Annotated in this window: 18 protein-coding genes and 2 pseudogenes; 9 read left to right on the top strand and 11 right to left on the bottom strand. The window is 66.2% G+C overall.

The features are described 5' to 3' along the window. Positions 1-25: 25 nt before the first annotated feature. From IG75_RS38010 to IG75_RS40830, 3 genes and pseudogenes are all read right to left on the bottom strand, one after another. Positions 26-392 (bottom strand): annotated as a pseudogene (locus IG75_RS38010) (helix-turn-helix domain-containing protein); the annotation flags it as partial. Positions 393-507: 115 nt separating this feature from the next. Further along, the gene (locus IG75_RS0101570; RefSeq protein WP_030519308.1) at positions 508-843 is read right to left on the bottom strand and encodes a hypothetical protein; all 336 of its coding nucleotides are present in this window, start codon (positions 841-843) and stop codon (positions 508-510) included. A 44-nt stretch (positions 844-887) separates the two neighbouring features. Further along, positions 888-1,406: a Na+/H+ antiporter NhaA gene (locus IG75_RS40830; protein WP_425594442.1), complete on the bottom strand. Its 519-nt coding sequence runs from the start codon at positions 1,404-1,406 to the stop codon at positions 888-890. Between the two features lie 283 nt (positions 1,407-1,689). Between IG75_RS40830 and IG75_RS0101565 the strand changes: the two genes are divergently transcribed. Both IG75_RS0101565 and IG75_RS0101560 read left to right on the top strand, forming a co-directional pair. After that, on the top strand, positions 1,690-2,616 hold the full coding sequence (locus IG75_RS0101565) for an ABC transporter ATP-binding protein (protein WP_030519307.1): 927 nt from the start codon (positions 1,690-1,692) through the stop codon (positions 2,614-2,616). Next, on the top strand, positions 2,613-4,235 hold the full coding sequence (locus tag IG75_RS0101560) for a polyketide antibiotic transporter (protein WP_030519306.1): 1,623 nt from the start codon (positions 2,613-2,615) through the stop codon (positions 4,233-4,235). The genes IG75_RS0101565 and IG75_RS0101560 overlap by 4 nt, the downstream gene beginning before the upstream one ends. Positions 4,236-4,608: 373 nt before the next feature. Here IG75_RS0101560 and IG75_RS0101555 read toward each other — a convergent pair whose 3' ends face one another. From IG75_RS0101555 to IG75_RS39525, 3 genes are all read right to left on the bottom strand, one after another. After that, entirely contained in the window at positions 4,609-4,839 is a 231-nt protein-coding gene (locus IG75_RS0101555) for a hypothetical protein (protein ID WP_051714089.1), read from the bottom strand. Positions 4,840-4,880: 41 nt separating this feature from the next. Then, positions 4,881-5,558, bottom strand: a complete 678-nt coding sequence (locus IG75_RS0101550) for a DUF6461 domain-containing protein (RefSeq protein WP_030519304.1) — start codon at positions 5,556-5,558, stop codon at positions 4,881-4,883. Positions 5,559-5,931: 373 nt separating this feature from the next. Beyond that, positions 5,932-6,549 carry an SMI1/KNR4 family protein gene (locus tag IG75_RS39525; protein ID WP_162183764.1) on the bottom strand — a complete coding sequence of 206 codons (618 nt, stop codon included), beginning with the start codon at positions 6,547-6,549 and terminating at the stop codon, positions 5,932-5,934. Positions 6,550-6,552: 3 nt separating this feature from the next. Here IG75_RS39525 and IG75_RS39520 point away from each other — a divergent pair, with 3 nt between their 5' ends. The 4 genes from IG75_RS39520 (at position 6,553) to IG75_RS0101530 (ending at position 8,281) form a co-directional block, all read left to right on the top strand. After that, on the top strand, positions 6,553-6,741 hold the full coding sequence (locus IG75_RS39520) for a hypothetical protein (RefSeq protein WP_162183763.1): 189 nt from the start codon (positions 6,553-6,555) through the stop codon (positions 6,739-6,741). Positions 6,742-6,813: 72 nt separating this feature from the next. Beyond that, positions 6,814-7,194: a hypothetical protein gene (locus IG75_RS39515; protein WP_162183762.1), complete on the top strand. Its 381-nt coding sequence runs from the start codon at positions 6,814-6,816 to the stop codon at positions 7,192-7,194. Between the two features lie 280 nt (positions 7,195-7,474). Further along, positions 7,475-7,804: an ArsR/SmtB family transcription factor gene (locus tag IG75_RS0101535; protein ID WP_030519301.1), complete on the top strand. Its 330-nt coding sequence runs from the start codon at positions 7,475-7,477 to the stop codon at positions 7,802-7,804. Between the two features lie 75 nt (positions 7,805-7,879). Beyond that, the gene (locus tag IG75_RS0101530) at positions 7,880-8,281 is read left to right on the top strand and encodes a hypothetical protein (protein ID WP_030519300.1); all 402 of its coding nucleotides are present in this window, start codon (positions 7,880-7,882) and stop codon (positions 8,279-8,281) included. Between the two features lie 16 nt (positions 8,282-8,297). On the opposite strand, the gene IG75_RS0101525 is transcribed toward IG75_RS0101530, so the two are convergent. Together IG75_RS0101525 and IG75_RS0101520 are read right to left on the bottom strand one after the other, a co-directional pair. After that, positions 8,298-8,735, bottom strand: coding sequence for a hypothetical protein (locus IG75_RS0101525; RefSeq protein WP_063045255.1), 438 nt, complete (start codon positions 8,733-8,735; stop codon positions 8,298-8,300). A gap of 228 nt (positions 8,736-8,963) precedes the next feature. Next, positions 8,964-9,779, bottom strand: a complete 816-nt coding sequence (locus IG75_RS0101520) for a nuclear transport factor 2 family protein (protein ID WP_245713128.1) — start codon at positions 9,777-9,779, stop codon at positions 8,964-8,966. A gap of 64 nt (positions 9,780-9,843) precedes the next feature. Between IG75_RS0101520 and IG75_RS0101515 the strand changes: the two genes are divergently transcribed. The 3 genes from IG75_RS0101515 to IG75_RS39510 all read left to right on the top strand — a co-directional run bounded on the left by IG75_RS0101515 (position 9,844) and on the right by IG75_RS39510 (position 12,678). Next, positions 9,844-10,854 carry a helix-turn-helix transcriptional regulator gene (locus IG75_RS0101515; RefSeq protein ID WP_030519297.1) on the top strand — a complete coding sequence of 337 codons (1,011 nt, stop codon included), beginning with the start codon at positions 9,844-9,846 and terminating at the stop codon, positions 10,852-10,854. A 297-nt stretch (positions 10,855-11,151) separates the two neighbouring features. After that, positions 11,152-11,418: a substrate-binding domain-containing protein gene (locus IG75_RS0101510; RefSeq protein ID WP_373863728.1), complete on the top strand. Its 267-nt coding sequence runs from the start codon at positions 11,152-11,154 to the stop codon at positions 11,416-11,418. Between the two features lie 987 nt (positions 11,419-12,405). After that, positions 12,406-12,678: a P-loop NTPase family protein gene (locus IG75_RS39510; protein ID WP_030519295.1), complete on the top strand. Its 273-nt coding sequence runs from the start codon at positions 12,406-12,408 to the stop codon at positions 12,676-12,678. A gap of 193 nt (positions 12,679-12,871) precedes the next feature. Here the strand turns inward: IG75_RS39510 and IG75_RS37995 are convergent. From IG75_RS37995 to IG75_RS0101490, 3 genes and pseudogenes are all read right to left on the bottom strand, one after another. Next, positions 12,872-13,134 (bottom strand): annotated as a pseudogene (locus IG75_RS37995) (hypothetical protein); the annotation flags it as partial. 80 nt (positions 13,135-13,214) lie between these two features. Further along, complete coding sequence (locus tag IG75_RS0101495) at positions 13,215-13,949, bottom strand: SDR family NAD(P)-dependent oxidoreductase (RefSeq protein WP_030519294.1); 735 nt, start codon at positions 13,947-13,949, stop codon at positions 13,215-13,217. A gap of 110 nt (positions 13,950-14,059) precedes the next feature. Beyond that, entirely contained in the window at positions 14,060-14,650 is a 591-nt protein-coding gene (locus tag IG75_RS0101490; protein WP_030519293.1) for a TetR/AcrR family transcriptional regulator, read from the bottom strand. Positions 14,651-14,705: the final 55 nt, after the last annotated feature.

The following is a 14,705-nucleotide window of genomic DNA, read 5'->3' as shown; positions in this document are numbered from 1 at the left end:
CGAGGACAACGTTCAGGAATGCGTCAATTTTTGAACAGCCAGGAAGTGACGGCCGGCGGATGCCAACGCCGGTGGCCCGATCGAGGTGGGCGAGCCGGGTCATCCGGTAGCGACGCAGGACGCGATGCACCGTTGCCGGATTCAAACCCAGCAGATAAGCAATCCGCGCCGGTCCCCACCGGCGCAGGATCCAGACTTTGATGATGCGGTGTTCGGTGCGTTTCGGTAGCCGGTTCGGGCTGTGGTGCGGGCGGCTGGAGCGATCGGCCATGGCGGCGGCGCCGTAATCACAGTAGCGGTCGGCCCGGCGTAGTGGCCAGCCGTCCTCGACGACACAACGAGCAAGCCGCAACCCGACCCAACTCCGACAACGGCGCGTTACGGTGGAGCACGAAGACCTCCGGTAGGTGAATGCGTTCCCAGACAGCTCGCACTTCACTCGGAGGTCTTCGTTTTGTCAGCTCACCACGCCGTCACCAACGTCCGTGGTCGGTACACCCAGTCAGTTCAGGGAAGAACCTGCGGGACCACGTCGGGATTCACCGCACCGACCAAGGCGCCGATCAGCCCACCGAGGATCGGCCCACCGGAACCCGTGGCCGAACCGACCGCCGAGCCGATACCGGCGCCCAGAGCAGCGCCGTTCAACACGGGATCGGGGTACTGGGCGCCTGGGTTGGTTTTGACGTCCTGAGGCTCCTCCAGCGGAATACCGGCGATCGGCGTGGCCTGCGCATCGGCCATCGGCCCGGCGTCGGCGGAAGCGCCTCCGGCGACGACCGTGGCGGCGATCAGCGGCAGCGTCGAGGCGACGACGGTTTTGACGACATTGTTCGAGATCATTGCTCGCCTTTCGAACGAGTTGTGAAGTTGCCGAAGGGTATCCGTCAACACGGCAGCTCCCCACCGCTGGAAAGGCTCTGACAGCGGATTCCCGCCGCGCCCGGAGTCATCGGGTCTACCGGCACGCCTGCCGATGAGCGATCGTTCGAGTCTTTCCGGACTGGTGCACCAGCCACCAGGTGAGCACCGACCACAAAGAAGAACACCGCGAGCAGCCCATCGGCCGCCCAGGTCTCCAACGACAGGTTCGACTGCAGGCCGGTTGGTCCCAGCTGGAAATCGCGCAAGGCCGCGTAAGCGTGTGACCAAGGCGTATTGGCCAGATGAGCCCGATCGCCGCGGCGATGATCAGCAGGATCCCACCGGCGGCCTCGGTGCGAAGGATCGATGCGATACGCCGGGCTTCCGGCCAGGAACCTCGGGACAGGAGAGCAGGGCGGGGCCCGGAGGTGCTCATCAGCGTGGCTCCTCCTGCACCGCAGGTACCCGGTGGCAGGGACACAGAACCCGCCCGGACCGCGTAAGGACGGCCACTGCAGCGGCTCGACCGAGGAAACCGGCACCACATCCGACGGTCGAGCCTGCTGGCACGGTCATCGAAGACCCGAGGGTGGGGCTCGACGAGTCAGGGCAAACTCCGGCGCCCACAGATCACCCGCACGGATGCAGTGGGCCTACCCCACGATCCTTCTGACAGCCATGATCGCCGTGGTCGCCGCCGGTGTACCCAGTGATGCTTGTCGGTGAAAGTCCCCATCTGCGCGCTCTCGCCAGCGTAATCTCATCACCAGGTGCGCCGGGAAGTCTGGTCGGCAAGTCATATCCGCCGACCCGGAAGGACTCCCGATGCCCACCACCACGGCGCCGCCCGCGCGCGCCCTCGACACCAACGCGGCAATTTCCATCGATCACCTGTCCAAACGATTCGGCCGCACCGTCGCCGTCGACGGCCTCACCGTGACCGTGACCTCGGGCGAGGTGTTCGGATTCCTCGGGCCCAACGGCGCCGGGAAATCGACCATCATCCGGATGCTGCTCGGTCTCATCCGGCCCACCGCCGGCACCGCGCGCATCTTTGGTGAGGACGCGGCCCGGGTCCGCGCCGCGCACCGGCACCTCGCCTACGTACCTGCCGATGTCGCGCTGTGGCCGTCGCTGACCGGTGCCGAGATCTTGGAGCTGCTCGCCCGTACAGGCCCCGGCATCGATACCGGCTACCGCGCCGAGCTGGTCGACCGGTTCGCGCTCGATCTGGACAAGCGCGGCAAAACCTACTCCACCGGCAACAGGCAGAAGGTCGCGTTGGTCGCCGCGTTCGCCACCCGCGCCCCGCTGCTGGTCCTCGACGAGCCGACCAGCGGCCTGGATCCGCTGATGGAGCACCAATTCCGGCGCTGTGTCACCGAAGCCCGCGACCGCGGACAGACCGTGTTCCTGAGTTCACACCAACTCGGCGAGGTCGAAGCCCTGTGCGACCGGGTCGCGATCCTGCGTGCGGGCCGACTCGTCGACATCGCCACCCTGGAGGAGTTGCGGCGGCTCCAGCGCACCGAAGTCGAGGTCTCCTATGACGGCGACCCGCCGGCACTCACCGAAGTGGACGGTGTGGGCGCGGTCGAGCAACTCGATGACACCCGGATCCGGTTCACCCTGTCCGGCCCGCCGGCCCCCGCACTGCGAGCGCTCGCCGAAATCCAGGTCACGGCACTGTCACTGTGTGAACCCACCCTCGAAGAGATCTTCCTCGACTACTACGGTAAGGGCGCCCAATGACCGCCACCACACTCCGGCCACCGGCCGACATCGCGCCGGCCGGGCGTGCCGTGTCGCGGCTCACCGTGCGTCAACTACGGCGCGGCGCAACACTGGTCGTTCTCACCGCCACCGGGCTCACCGCCGTGGTCGCCGCGCAATACCAGGCGACATTCGCTGATGCCCTCGATACCGAATCCCTGCGGGCGCTCACCGAGAACCCCGCGGTCCGGGTCTTGTTCGGCGCCGCGCGAGCCCTCGACGACCCCGGCGGGTTCACCGTCTGGCGCACCGGCACCCCCGTCTTCGTGCTCTGCGGCCTGTGGGCACTGCTGGCCGCAACCCGTATCACCCGGGGTGAAGAGGACAGCGGACGCTGGAATCTGCTGCTGGCCGGCCGGGCGCGGCTGCTGGACCTGGTCACACGCAGCGCCGTGACACTGACCCTGGCCGCCGCCGCGATCGCGGCGGGCGTGGGTATCGCCCTGGCCGCCACCGGCACCGACAGCACCGGCGCGCTCGTCCACGCCCTCTGCGTGTTCGGAGCCACCACAGCCTTCGCCGGAGCGGGCCTGCTCGCCGGGCAACTGCTGCCCTCTCGTAGCGCGGCCACCGGAACGGCCTCCGCACTGCTCGGGGTGTGCCTGCTGCTGCGGATGCTCGCCGACGGAGTCGCCGCGCTCTCCTGGCTGTCCTGGTTCACCCCCTTCGGGCTCGCCGCACGCGCCGCCCCCTACGCCGGCAACCACTTCCTGCCGGTACTGGTCCTCCTCGGCGCAGCGGCCGCAGTCGTTGGCGCCGCGATCGCCGCTGCCCCCCGCCGTGACCTCGGCGGCGCGGTGATCGGTATGTCGGACAGACGCGCTGCCCGTACCTGGTTACTGGGATCGGTGACCGGGTTCGCCGCCCGCCGCGCCGCTGCCCCCACCGCGGGATGGGCGGTGGGTATCGCCGCCTACTTCCTGGTCATCGGCGCGGTGCTCTCCTCGATCCTGGACTTCCTCACCGACAATCCGCGATTCGCCGAACTCGCCGCCACCGCAGGATTCGGCGGTCTCGGCTCGGCCAGCGGGTTCGCCGCCGCGATGTTCTCCCTCCTGGCCATCCCCGCCGGCCTCTACGCCGCCACCCGCATCGCGGCCACGGCCGCCGACGAGAAAGCCCGCCGGTCAAGCCTGCTGCACAGCCTGCCCCTGTCTCGATACCAACTCGCCGGCGCCGAAACCCTCGTCGCCGCAGCAGGGGCCGCGGTCCTGCTGACCACCGCGGCGGTCGCGCTGTGGGCCGGCGCGGTACTCACCGGCACACCACTCGGGCTGGGACAAGCCCTGGCCAGCGCGTTCAATACCGCCCCGGTCGCCCTGCTCGCACTCGGCGCCGCGGTGCTGGCGTTGGGCTGGTATCCGAGCGCGGTCAGCCCCCTCGGCGCCCTCCCGGTGGTCGGAGGTTTCCTCCTCGATGTCATCACCCGAAGCGCGGGAGCGCCCGCCTGGTTGATCCAAGTTTCCCCCTTCGCTCATCTCGCTCCCGTACCCGAAACCACCCCGGATCCCGTCGCGACCCTCATCCTCATAGCGATTTCCCTCGCCATGACGATGACCGGACTCTACGGATACACACACCGCGACCTCGACGACTGACCTCCCCTCCACAGCAGAGCCGCTCAGGAGGGACACCGGCGAACAGGCCACGAAGGAGGACGGCCTCCTCTTCCGACGGCGCCGTCAACCCGGCCACAGCCGATACCTGCGGATCACTCATGCCGAGCTCGGCGTCGGTGAACGCGGCGAGATCTTCGGCCGGGTAGGGGCCACTGCCGTGACGGTCGATGGGGTTGCGGATCCGCGCGATGACCGCGAGGTCGTAGGCTTCGTCGACGAGCGGTTCGAGCTCGGCGATACACACCCTCGATATCCACCCCGGAATCCGAATCCCCGCACCAACTGCATAACCGAAACCCCTGGCACCGCCTGTGACGTCAGCGCCCCGGTCGTCGCAGGCGGTGCCCTTGTTTCAGGAGGCGGCGCCGGGATCCCCGACGTGCGCGGCGGCCTCGAGGACCAGAGGGGTCCGGGCGGTCTGCAACGCCGCATTACCTACCGCCACCAACCCGGCCACCACCGCCAGCAGCCATGTCCACACCTGCGCCCAGCCCAGATCCTCCACGAACTCCCTCGTCTCCTTCACCGCGATACACAACGTGCCGGCCGCGACCAGCAGCCAGCCCAGCGCGGTATCCGCCACGGTTCTGAGATTCCGTACTCGTCGCTGTGGCTACTGGACGGTCACCTGTACGCGACGGGTCCAACGAGCATCGCGCGATCGAGGATTTCCGGGATGAACCGCACTTGGGTGAGCTTCGCGGCCAGGGCGAAAGCACCCGGCAGGGCAGAGACGTAGTCGCTCTCGGCCCTCTCGTCCTCGTCCTCCCAGTCGTACTCGTCGTCGCGGTCGTTCTCGTCGTCCCGCGAGTCCACCGCCATGCCGAGCTCCCGCATGAACCCGTTGAGCCGGTCGGGCTCGGAGCCGTGTCGAAGGTAGGGGCACTGCAAGGGGTTGTAGCCCGTGACGATCGTGCCGTCGATCGCGTACCTGAGGCTGTCCTCGGCGTAGCCGTGCCGAGTGATGGCCAATACCTCACAATCACGCGACAATTCGGCCAGGACATCGTGGAGCGTGGCCATCCACCCCATCGGCTCGATGGCCACGCTCCACTCACCGACCTGCAAGACGCCCACGGTGCCTCCCCCGTACCCTCCGTCGGTTTTGATGGAGAACTCGGTGGCCTGGTCCATGAGCCCGGCGAAGTCCGATTCCTGGCCATGATCCTCGCCGCGGCTGAAGCGGCGCACCACCTCCGACGGCTCGAGCCCGCGGAAAAAGGCCACGGTGAAGATATCTTCCAGCAGGGAGTCACCGTCGTGGAGCCACCGGAATGGGGCCAAGGGGTCGGAAGATGTCATAGCGTGCATGATTGCAGGTGTTACCGACAATCGGCGGCTTCGTTTCTTCCTTCGCCAGAGGACATTCGAGACCCCGCGCTCTGACCAACTCACACACCAACCCGAGGAAATGCCGTCGAACTGAGACAAACCCTCACGCGACGATCCGAGACAAACCGGAAACACCGAGGTCAGTCAACCGGCGCATGTCACGAATTTTGAGACCTTACACTCCCGCCATCGCCACCACCAGGCCAGAACACGCCGGTAGCCTACGATCCCCGCACCTGGAAACACCCCAACCCGGCCCACGCCCGCCGAGCATGTTCACCAAAAGGGCATTCACGGACAGATATCATGGCGGACCTCGTTCGATGGGTACTCGGGGCAGGGCTCACTCGTCCCAGTCGAATTCCCAGTGCAAATAGACCTTCCCGGTGCGGTTCGACTCCCGGACCTCGGGGGTCTGGTCGCGAAAGGGGGTGCGGGTGGCGAGGGAGCCAGTGAGGGCATCGAAGAATTCGCGCAGCGTGTTGCCCCACAGGGAGCCCTCGAAAGCGCCCGAGCCGATACCCAATTCGATGACGTGACCGTAGGTCGGTCCGGGGCGGTGCTCGATGAACAAGATACCGGCGTCGATGGAGTGAGCGATCGGAAGCCATTGGTGGGCATGGCCGTAGAGGGTCTCCTCGTCCAAGCCCCGTTCTCGGTTCTCGGCGCTGAAGGTGGTTCGCCACTCGTGGCCGGAGAGGATCCGGTCGATCGGGTCGAGCATGTACCCCATCGGTAGGAATCCGGCGCCTTCGGCGGCGTACACGGTGCCGTTGTGATGTTCGAGCAGTGCCCGGACGTCGGGGTGTAGCGCGAAACCGTGGACAGCTTCCAGGTGCGCGATCTGTTCGGCGGTAGCGCCGGGTTGCAGGGTCGCGGCGGAGGCTGGCGAGTACATGCGGAGGTGATCGAGGAAACGAGCCCATACCTGGTCGAAAGTGTCCGGAGCGGGGTGAGACATGCGGTGACCGTAGCGACCGGTGCCGACACCACCTGGGTGGGCAATGCTCGCAAGGCGCCGAACTGGCCGACATCGTCCGCCGAGCGCGATTTCGAGACGATCAGAGCACCGTCTCGAAACCTTGGTTACGAGACGGTCGCCGAGGCCCGAAGTCGCGAGGAAGTGGCCGCGACCAGTTGCCGGGTGGAGTGATCGTTGCGATGATCGGCAGGCATCGATGGACGGAATCCAGGGGGGACTGTGGCTGCGGATCGGGAACCGCTGATGGCAAGGTTGCGCGGGCTGGCCGGCCAGTTCCTCGCCTATGCGATGGTCTTGGCGTTGCTGGCATGCGTGGCCGGCCTCGTCCTGAGCTGGACCGACGACTCCACCGGCCCTGTCGTCGCCAAATGCGATGACAAAGTCATGCAACCCGGCGATATCTGCATGTACTGGAACAGCGACCGGCCGGACGAGACCTACGCGCAGGTGCTGGCCGGGGAGAAAGAACGACGGGAGAGCGCTCCGAAACTGCACGCGCGGCTCATATACGGCGGTGGCGCCGTTCTGGCTATCTCCGTCGCACTCCTCATCGCACTGTTCGTTCTCGAAGTGCGCGCCGCCCAGCGAGAACAACGGCGGCAGCCCCCAAGCTCTCAGCCATAGGACCGGTTCGGTCTGCCATCGAGGTGAGCGCTCCGGACGGTTTCCCAAACGCCGCCTCGGCCAGGGTCCTCGGCTCTCAGCCGATGCCATCGAGACCGGGTCGAGCGACCCGTCCAACCGAGCTTCTCCGCCCGCGCTGAAAGGTTCGCGATAACGATCTTGGTCCAAGGCGTCCCGGTGGCTCGAAAGGCTGTCCCTCTCATAGGGCTCGGGTCGCCGCTGGGTCCCACGTTGAAGGTTCATTGTTTTCTGAATACAGATTCTGATGTACCGTCTGGGTATGGAGACCGCTGTCCACACCGACGCGCTGGCCCGCTTCGGGCACGCCTTGTCCGACTCGACCCGCACCCGGATCCTGTTGAGCTTGCGCACCGGGCCCGGATATCCGGCGGAGTTGGCCGAGCAGATCGGGGTGACACGGCAGATTCTGTCCAACCACCTGGCGTGCCTGCGCGGGTGCGGACTGGTGGTCGCGGTCCCCGAAGGCCGCCGCAGCCGTTACGAACTCGCCGACCCGCGGATCGCCGCGGCGCTGGCCGATCTGCTCGGGCTGGTGCTGGCGGTGGATCCGGCATGCTGCCCGGACGCAGGGACCGAAGGCTGCTGCTGATGCCGGCCCCGCTGGGCACACCCGCACCGGTCTCGGCCGGGCCGCCGGCGCAGCGTCGGGCAGTACTGGGATAAATTGATCGACCTGGACACCGGGCCGGTGAAGGACCGGGCCCTTCTCCAAGACATGTCGGTCTTTCTGGGCCTGCAAGCCACTCGGACCGTCAGTCAGCGCGAAAGGCATCTCGCGATCATCAACGGTCCATCGGCAGCGAAGCGTGAGTTTCTGAAAAGAACCACTCCAGGGGCGGAGCCGGTCGAGATCTACCGTCGGATGCAGCCACGTTTCAGCGATCCCAAACACGAGGCAATCCATCTGATGATCGAGGATGTCCGCACCAGTGTCGCGCCTCTGCTCTATCAGCGAAGCTGGGCGGTCTACCGGACTGCCACTCCGATCGTCACCTGCGACGACCCGGTGCTTTTCCTGGCTGGGCACCGTTCGAACGCTCGTACTAGCCGCGGCCCTGCCCCATAGTCCCAAACGGCAGCGATCAGCCGTGCATGACGACCTCGAGACGGGAAGCGTCGGGGAAATGGGCACTGAGCGTGGTCAGCTCGATCGCGATCCGTCCGGGGCCGGGGGCGAAGGATATCGAGTTGGTCTCGTTGTGGAACATGTGCCGGGACACGCTACCGACCCCGCCGCTGTTCAGATTGCGCCAGTTGACGACCGCGACCAGCGACGACCCGCATCCGGCGCTGCCGGTGCCAGCGATGTCGTCGGTCTGGTAGCCGATGGAGACCTGGTTGCTGTCATCGAAGACGTTGGCCTTGGCGTTGATGGTCGTCGCGCACGGGCCGCCATCGAACTGTGCAGACAGCGTCGGCATACCGGTGTGCGACTCGGCTGAGGCCGGCGCGGCCTGGAACAGCAGCGCGCTACCGACGACGCCGGTAGCGAGGACAGAAACAAAGGCAGGAGCGTGCATGATGTCCTCTCGTAGTTCAGGCCTACACGCTATCGACACACGGGGTCAGGTTCCATTCCCAACTCGCTCAACATCGCCGGCCCGGTCATCCGTTGCCATCCTTTACCCGCGTCCTGCCCAATGCCGTTGTATTAGTTTCTGCCACTTGCGATGTCGAGCAATGGCATCGCCGCGGGGCCGGCTGGTCCGATCTTCGATGTTGCCGGCGCCTTCGAGTCAGCCGGTGGTTCAGCGGTGTATCGATTGGCCGGCGAGGGCTTCGGTGACGGTGAGGCTGTCTTCGTACACGGCGTATCGGGTGATCAGTCCGTCTGTGACTGTGAGGTGGAGCGCGCACAGAGCCGTGTACGGCCGGCCGGTGGTTTCGACCGTCTGGCGGATATCGCCGAGCACGACCGCGTTCCGGCCGTCGAACAGGACTTGTGCTGTTTTTCCGGCCGCTTTCTCAGGGATGTGAAAGGCGGCCAGTGCCCGGAAGTGGTCGGCGACGTCGGCGCGGGTGGAGCGAGGCCGGATCCATGGCACCGCCGGGTGGCCCTCGACCGGCCAGTTCAATTGCCATTCGACGTGTTCGGCGAACAGGGCGGCGATTCGGTCCGGGTCGCCCTCGCCCAGTCGGCGGAGGAACTCCTGCACAGTGGCGCGAGTGCCCGCATTTGTCCCGGCCGAGGTGGGCACAGTGAACTGGTGCTCGGAGCGGATGAGCCCGTTCTTACCGAGAGCGGTGAAGATTCGGCCGGTCCAGGCGATGTCCCTTTCTGCTTGGGGGCCCATATGGGTGGTGAAGGTGACCGTGTCATGGTGGCCGGTCGCGTCGCCCGCGGACCAGAAGATGTTGCCGGCCTCGCGCACCAGCGTGTTGTGTGCCTCGGTGATCCGCGCTTCGAGGGCATCGTGACCCTGGTACCGCGCGGATTCGTTGGTTTCGACGCCGTCCGCATCCCACAGGCCGGTGATGAGATGTCGGCGCGTCACCGGGTCCGGTTCGTTCCATACGGCCACGTAGCGGTCGACGAACTGGTCGATATCGATGTCGATGTCCATGCCTCGGACGTTATTGCGGCTCCACTGACATCCTGTGTCAGTCGATTACGGCAGACTCGACGGCATGCGTGCGAGCCGACTCGTGTCCATCCTGCTCCTGCTGCAAAACCGGGAACGGATGACGGCACAGGAGCTGGCCGACGCACTGGAGGTGTCCGTGCGCACTGTCTACCGCGACATGGAGGCCCTCGGTGCGGCGGGCGTCCCGCTGTACGGCGAATCCGGGCATGACGGCGGATACCGGATCCTCGGCGGTTTCCGAACCCGGCTGACGGGACTGACCGTCGATGAGGCCGATTCGCTGTTCCTGACCGGCATACCGACGGCCGCTGCGGAGCTGGGCATGGGCGCGGTCGCCCCCGTCGTACAGCTCAAGCTGATGGCTTCGCTGCCGACCGAGTTGCGCGACCGCGCCGGCCGGATCGCGCAGCGCTTCCACCTCGACGCCCCGGGGTGGTACCACGAAGCCGACCGCACACCGCATCTCGGCGCGGTCGCAGACGCGGTGTGGAACAGCCGCATTGTGTGGATGCGTTACCTGCGCTGGACCGAACCCCACGAGATCACCCGGACCGTGCAACCGTACGGGCTGGTCCTCAAGGCCGGTCACTGGTATCTCGTGGCCTCCGCCGCCGAAAACATTCGTACCTATCGTATTTCGCGGATCGTCGACCTCGACGTTCTCGACGAGCGATTCGATCTCCCCGACGGGTTCGACCTGGCCGGCTACTGGGGGGATTATTTGAAGGACTTCGACGCGCGCCGACACCGAGACACGGCGACTCTTCGCCTGTCCCCGGAGGTCTTCCGCCGATTGCCCTATCTGTGGGAACCGGCAGCGGTCGAGGCCGCGCATCGCAGTGCGACCGCCGATGCAGACGGCTGGACCCGGGTGACGATACCGATCGAGTCCGCCGAACAGACGCTGCCAGAGCTGCTCGAGCTAGGCGCCGATGCCGAGATCCTCGGCCCACCAGCACTCCGCGCCCACCTCATCCGAACACTCGACGCCATGACCGGCATCTACCAACGATCGGAGCGACGGCTCGCGGCAGTTTCAGATCCTGAACGATGACGCTGCTGCGGAACCGCTGCGCGCGATACCGCCCCGGTGCTCCGAAACAGCTGATGTCCATGAACGGGTGATCCTTGAACACTCGAGCGAACAGAAACATCGTTGAACAGCGATGATGTTGAGATCAGTGTCCAAGAATGCATGGATTGATGAATGTCCTTTCCGCTCACGTCGACGCCGTCGCCGACGAGGCCATGCTTGTCCATGGCGTCGCATCTGCGTGAGCACGACCAGGGCCGTTCGCCTGGTTCGTCTTTCGAGCCCGCCTGGCAGGCGACTGCGCATACGATCTGGCCCGTGACGGTGATCTTGGTGACCGGCATGTCGGCATCGGAGTACTGGGGACAGCACATGACCTCGGTTTGCATGTGCCCATCGACGTCGCTCTCGTCGGATACACGATATCCCGGAAGCCGCTCGGCTTCCGATCCCCTGACGACGGTCTACTCCCCTGCCCGTCAGATCGGCGTCACTGCGGTCGACCGGCTCCTCGATCTCATCAACGGCGGAGAAGCCGGGTCCACCCGATTGCCGGTGGAACTTGTCGTGCGCGAAACAACCTGAGCGGATGCTTACCCCAAGCCGGAAACCGAGTTGGGTAAAACTTCGACGCGGAGATGCCGAACGAACCGCCGCAGGTGCAGCCCAGCCGAGCCCGCACCCGCAATGGAGGGGCGAGCCCGCCAGCCGACTACCGACCCGTCTCAGGAGCTCCAGAGCGTCCATGGCCGGCTGCCGAGGACCGCTGTGCACGCACATCCAGTACGCCGCCGGACAGTGGGACGCCGACGATACCCCCTGCACAGAGCAGTCCCCGGTAGTCTTGCCGAACCCTCGAGCCACAGTCGTCGCTGATGGCTCTAATGTTCGACCGGCTTGCCGGGGGCCTGGCCGGATCTCTGAAATATGTCACCCACGCTCTCCGGACGTCTCCGTCCAACGTGTCGCATACTCCGGTTTTCCGGTGTTCTCCCAGTCTCCTCCGGATCACACGCCAGTCAAGACCTCATCCCGAATAATCGGGCTAATAGATTGCCGGGCGAAGGGCGGTCCGGCGATGTCATCCACCGGACGCTCACGCGCTCAGTTGCAATTGGACGCGGGCGGGTGCCGCGCGGATGACGTTGCGATGGGCGGTACGCCGGGATCGAGGATAGCGGTAATCTCAATAGATGCGCATATCCAAATAGTTACACACTAGAAAGTTCTTAGGGTTGCAGGCTTACATCAGTTAGGACGGGCGCGGAGCTACGGTGCACTGCATGACTCGGGAGCCGACCGATCCATTCGACAGTCCAGGCCACTCGGCCGGAACCACCGAGCGTGCAGCCGCTTGCCAAGACAGGCCGACCCACTCCCCCACCTCCGTGGGCCGGCGCGCTCGTCGTGCTGCGCGGCAATTCCGGATCCGGCAAATCAACCGTCGCACGAGCCCTGCAACTCCGCTACGACCGCGCCCAGACCGCGCCCAGACCGCGCTCATCGCCCAGGACAACATCCTCCGCGAGCCCGATACAGCCCACGCGTTTCCACATCGAGTTACTCGAGCTCATGGCCACCACGTGCTTAACCGACAGGCGGCTGGTCATCGTGGAAGGAATCCTCGACGCCGACCGCTACGGCGCGGCGTTGCAGCGGATCGCCGGCCACGCGCAGCGAGCGTTGTTCTACGCCTGGGACCTCGACACCACCATCGACCGCATACTCGGCGACTCGACCACCCATCCAGATCCACTCGCCGATGCGCCCCTCCCTCCAGCGGGCCCGCGTGGTAGCGGCGAGAACGCGCTTGGCGCAGCCGTCCGCGGTAGCACTCGGCTGTAAGGAAGCCGATACTGGGGCCAGCTCGCAGCCTGTAAGGCCGCCAGTACCGTCCGCGCTCAGGGCCTTCCTCCGAGCAGCATCTTCGATGCGTTTCCGGCCCCATGTCCGGCGACACAGCTTCGCTCCGGACGCCGAAGCACGGTCCCCTACTCGCGCCGGGCGACGCCGACTCCGGTATCCCGGCGCGGGGTACACCGACTGCTGCGAGACACGCCACGGCCAATATCTGCAGAGTGCAGTCGCCCAACACGATCTCTTCCGGTTCACCGGCCTCGCCGCCATCGACGTCGACCGCGTAACGCAGGACGCAGATCGTGAAGGGAATCATCGAGATCGCGAACCCCACACGAAGCCCGACGACACGATGCAGCCGTCGAGAACCGCGTGATGCTCGAGCCCGAAACAGTAGGCGAGCTGGATCCCGATGTAGACCGCCATCACCGACCTCCATGTCCAGGGCATCGCCCTCGCGCAGTAACAGTGCCATTCGCACAGGCTTTGCACAGCTCCTGCCGGGCGGGGTGCGTCTGCGCGGCTCAGATCTGAGCGGAGCCGCCATCCACGGCGAGCTCGGAGCCGTTGACATAGCTGGACGCGTCCGAGGCGAGGAAGACGGCCGCCGCGGCGATCTCTTCGGGCTCGGCCAACCGGCCGAGTGGAACCGACGCCCCGGCGGAGGCGACCGTCTCGGCTGAGATCAGGTCGACCAAACCCTGCGTGCGGGTACCGCCGGGGGAGAGCATGTTGATCCGGTACCGACGTTCCCCGGCGACGTGGGCGAATCCGCGAACCAGGTTACGAAGCGCAGCCTTGGTCGCCCCATACACGGGCAGGTACGGCTCGGGCCGCGAGGCCGCCGTCGATCCGGTGAGGATGATCGACGCCCCCGACGAGAGCAGCGGCAGCGCCTTCTGCACGGTGAACAGCGAGCCCTTGACGTTGGTGGTGAACATGGCGTCGAACTGCTCCTCGGTGATCTCGCCCAACGGCGCCACGATCCCGATCCCGGCGTTGGCGACCAGGACATCGATCCGACCCGCCTGCTCAGCGACCGTTGTATAGAGCGCGTCGAGGTCCTCGAGCCTGCCCACGTCACAGCGGATCCCGGTCACCCCGGGACCGAGTTCGGCCTCGACCTCGTCGAGCTGCGCCTGGCGACGGCCGGCGACGAACACCCGGGCACCCTCGTCGAGGTACGCCCGCGCGATCGCCAGTCCGATACCCGCGTTACCCCCGGTCACGACAGCGACCTTGTCCTCCAGAACCTTCATGGCAGCTTCCCACTTCCTGTTATTGACCGACCCGTCCATAACACTCGATATGGACGGTTTGGTCAAGAACTTGGGCGGCATTGTTCTCTCTCACGCCACTGCGGGAACGCTCAGGGCTTGGGCAACAGACCGTTGAGCAGGGTCTCGGCCGTGATCGACAGGGCGGCCGGATCCTGGCCGACCCGGCCGAGGACGATCAGCCCGAGCTGACCCGCCAGCACCGCATGGGCGGCGCCATCAGGGTCGACATGGGGCGCGATGTCGCCGTCGCGCTGCGCTCGCCGTATCGCGTCGACCAGCACGGAAGTGGTCGCGGCGTAGCTGCGCCGAGCCTCGGCGGCCACCTCGGCGGTGCTCACGGAGAGCTCCATCGCGGCATTGGCGAGCAGGCAACCGCGACGGGCCTGTTCGCCGCCGGGATCGCGTACGGGTCCGGTCACGAAACCGCGAATCACATCGATAGCGCGGTCGGCCCGCTCCAGCCACGAACGCAGCATCCGATCGTTGGCCTCGTCGTACTCGCGCAGCACACGCAGGAACAAGCTCCGTTTGTCCCCGAATGCCCCGTACAGACTCCCTTTGCCCAGCCCGCTGGCTGCCAGGAGATCTTCGAGTGACGTGCCTGCGTAGCCGTTGTCCCAGAACGCCGCCTGCACGGCCGCCAGGACAACCTCTTCCTCGAACTGGCGTGGACGCGGCATGCAACCAGGTTACCCATATTGGACCTTCCGGTCCATCATCGCGCCAAGCGGAAAC

The organism is Nocardia rhamnosiphila NBRC 108938 (assembly GCF_000720425.1).
Taxonomy (GTDB): domain Bacteria; phylum Actinomycetota; class Actinomycetes; order Mycobacteriales; family Mycobacteriaceae; genus Nocardia; species Nocardia rhamnosiphila.
This window is presented reverse-complemented; position numbering and strand designations above follow the sequence as displayed.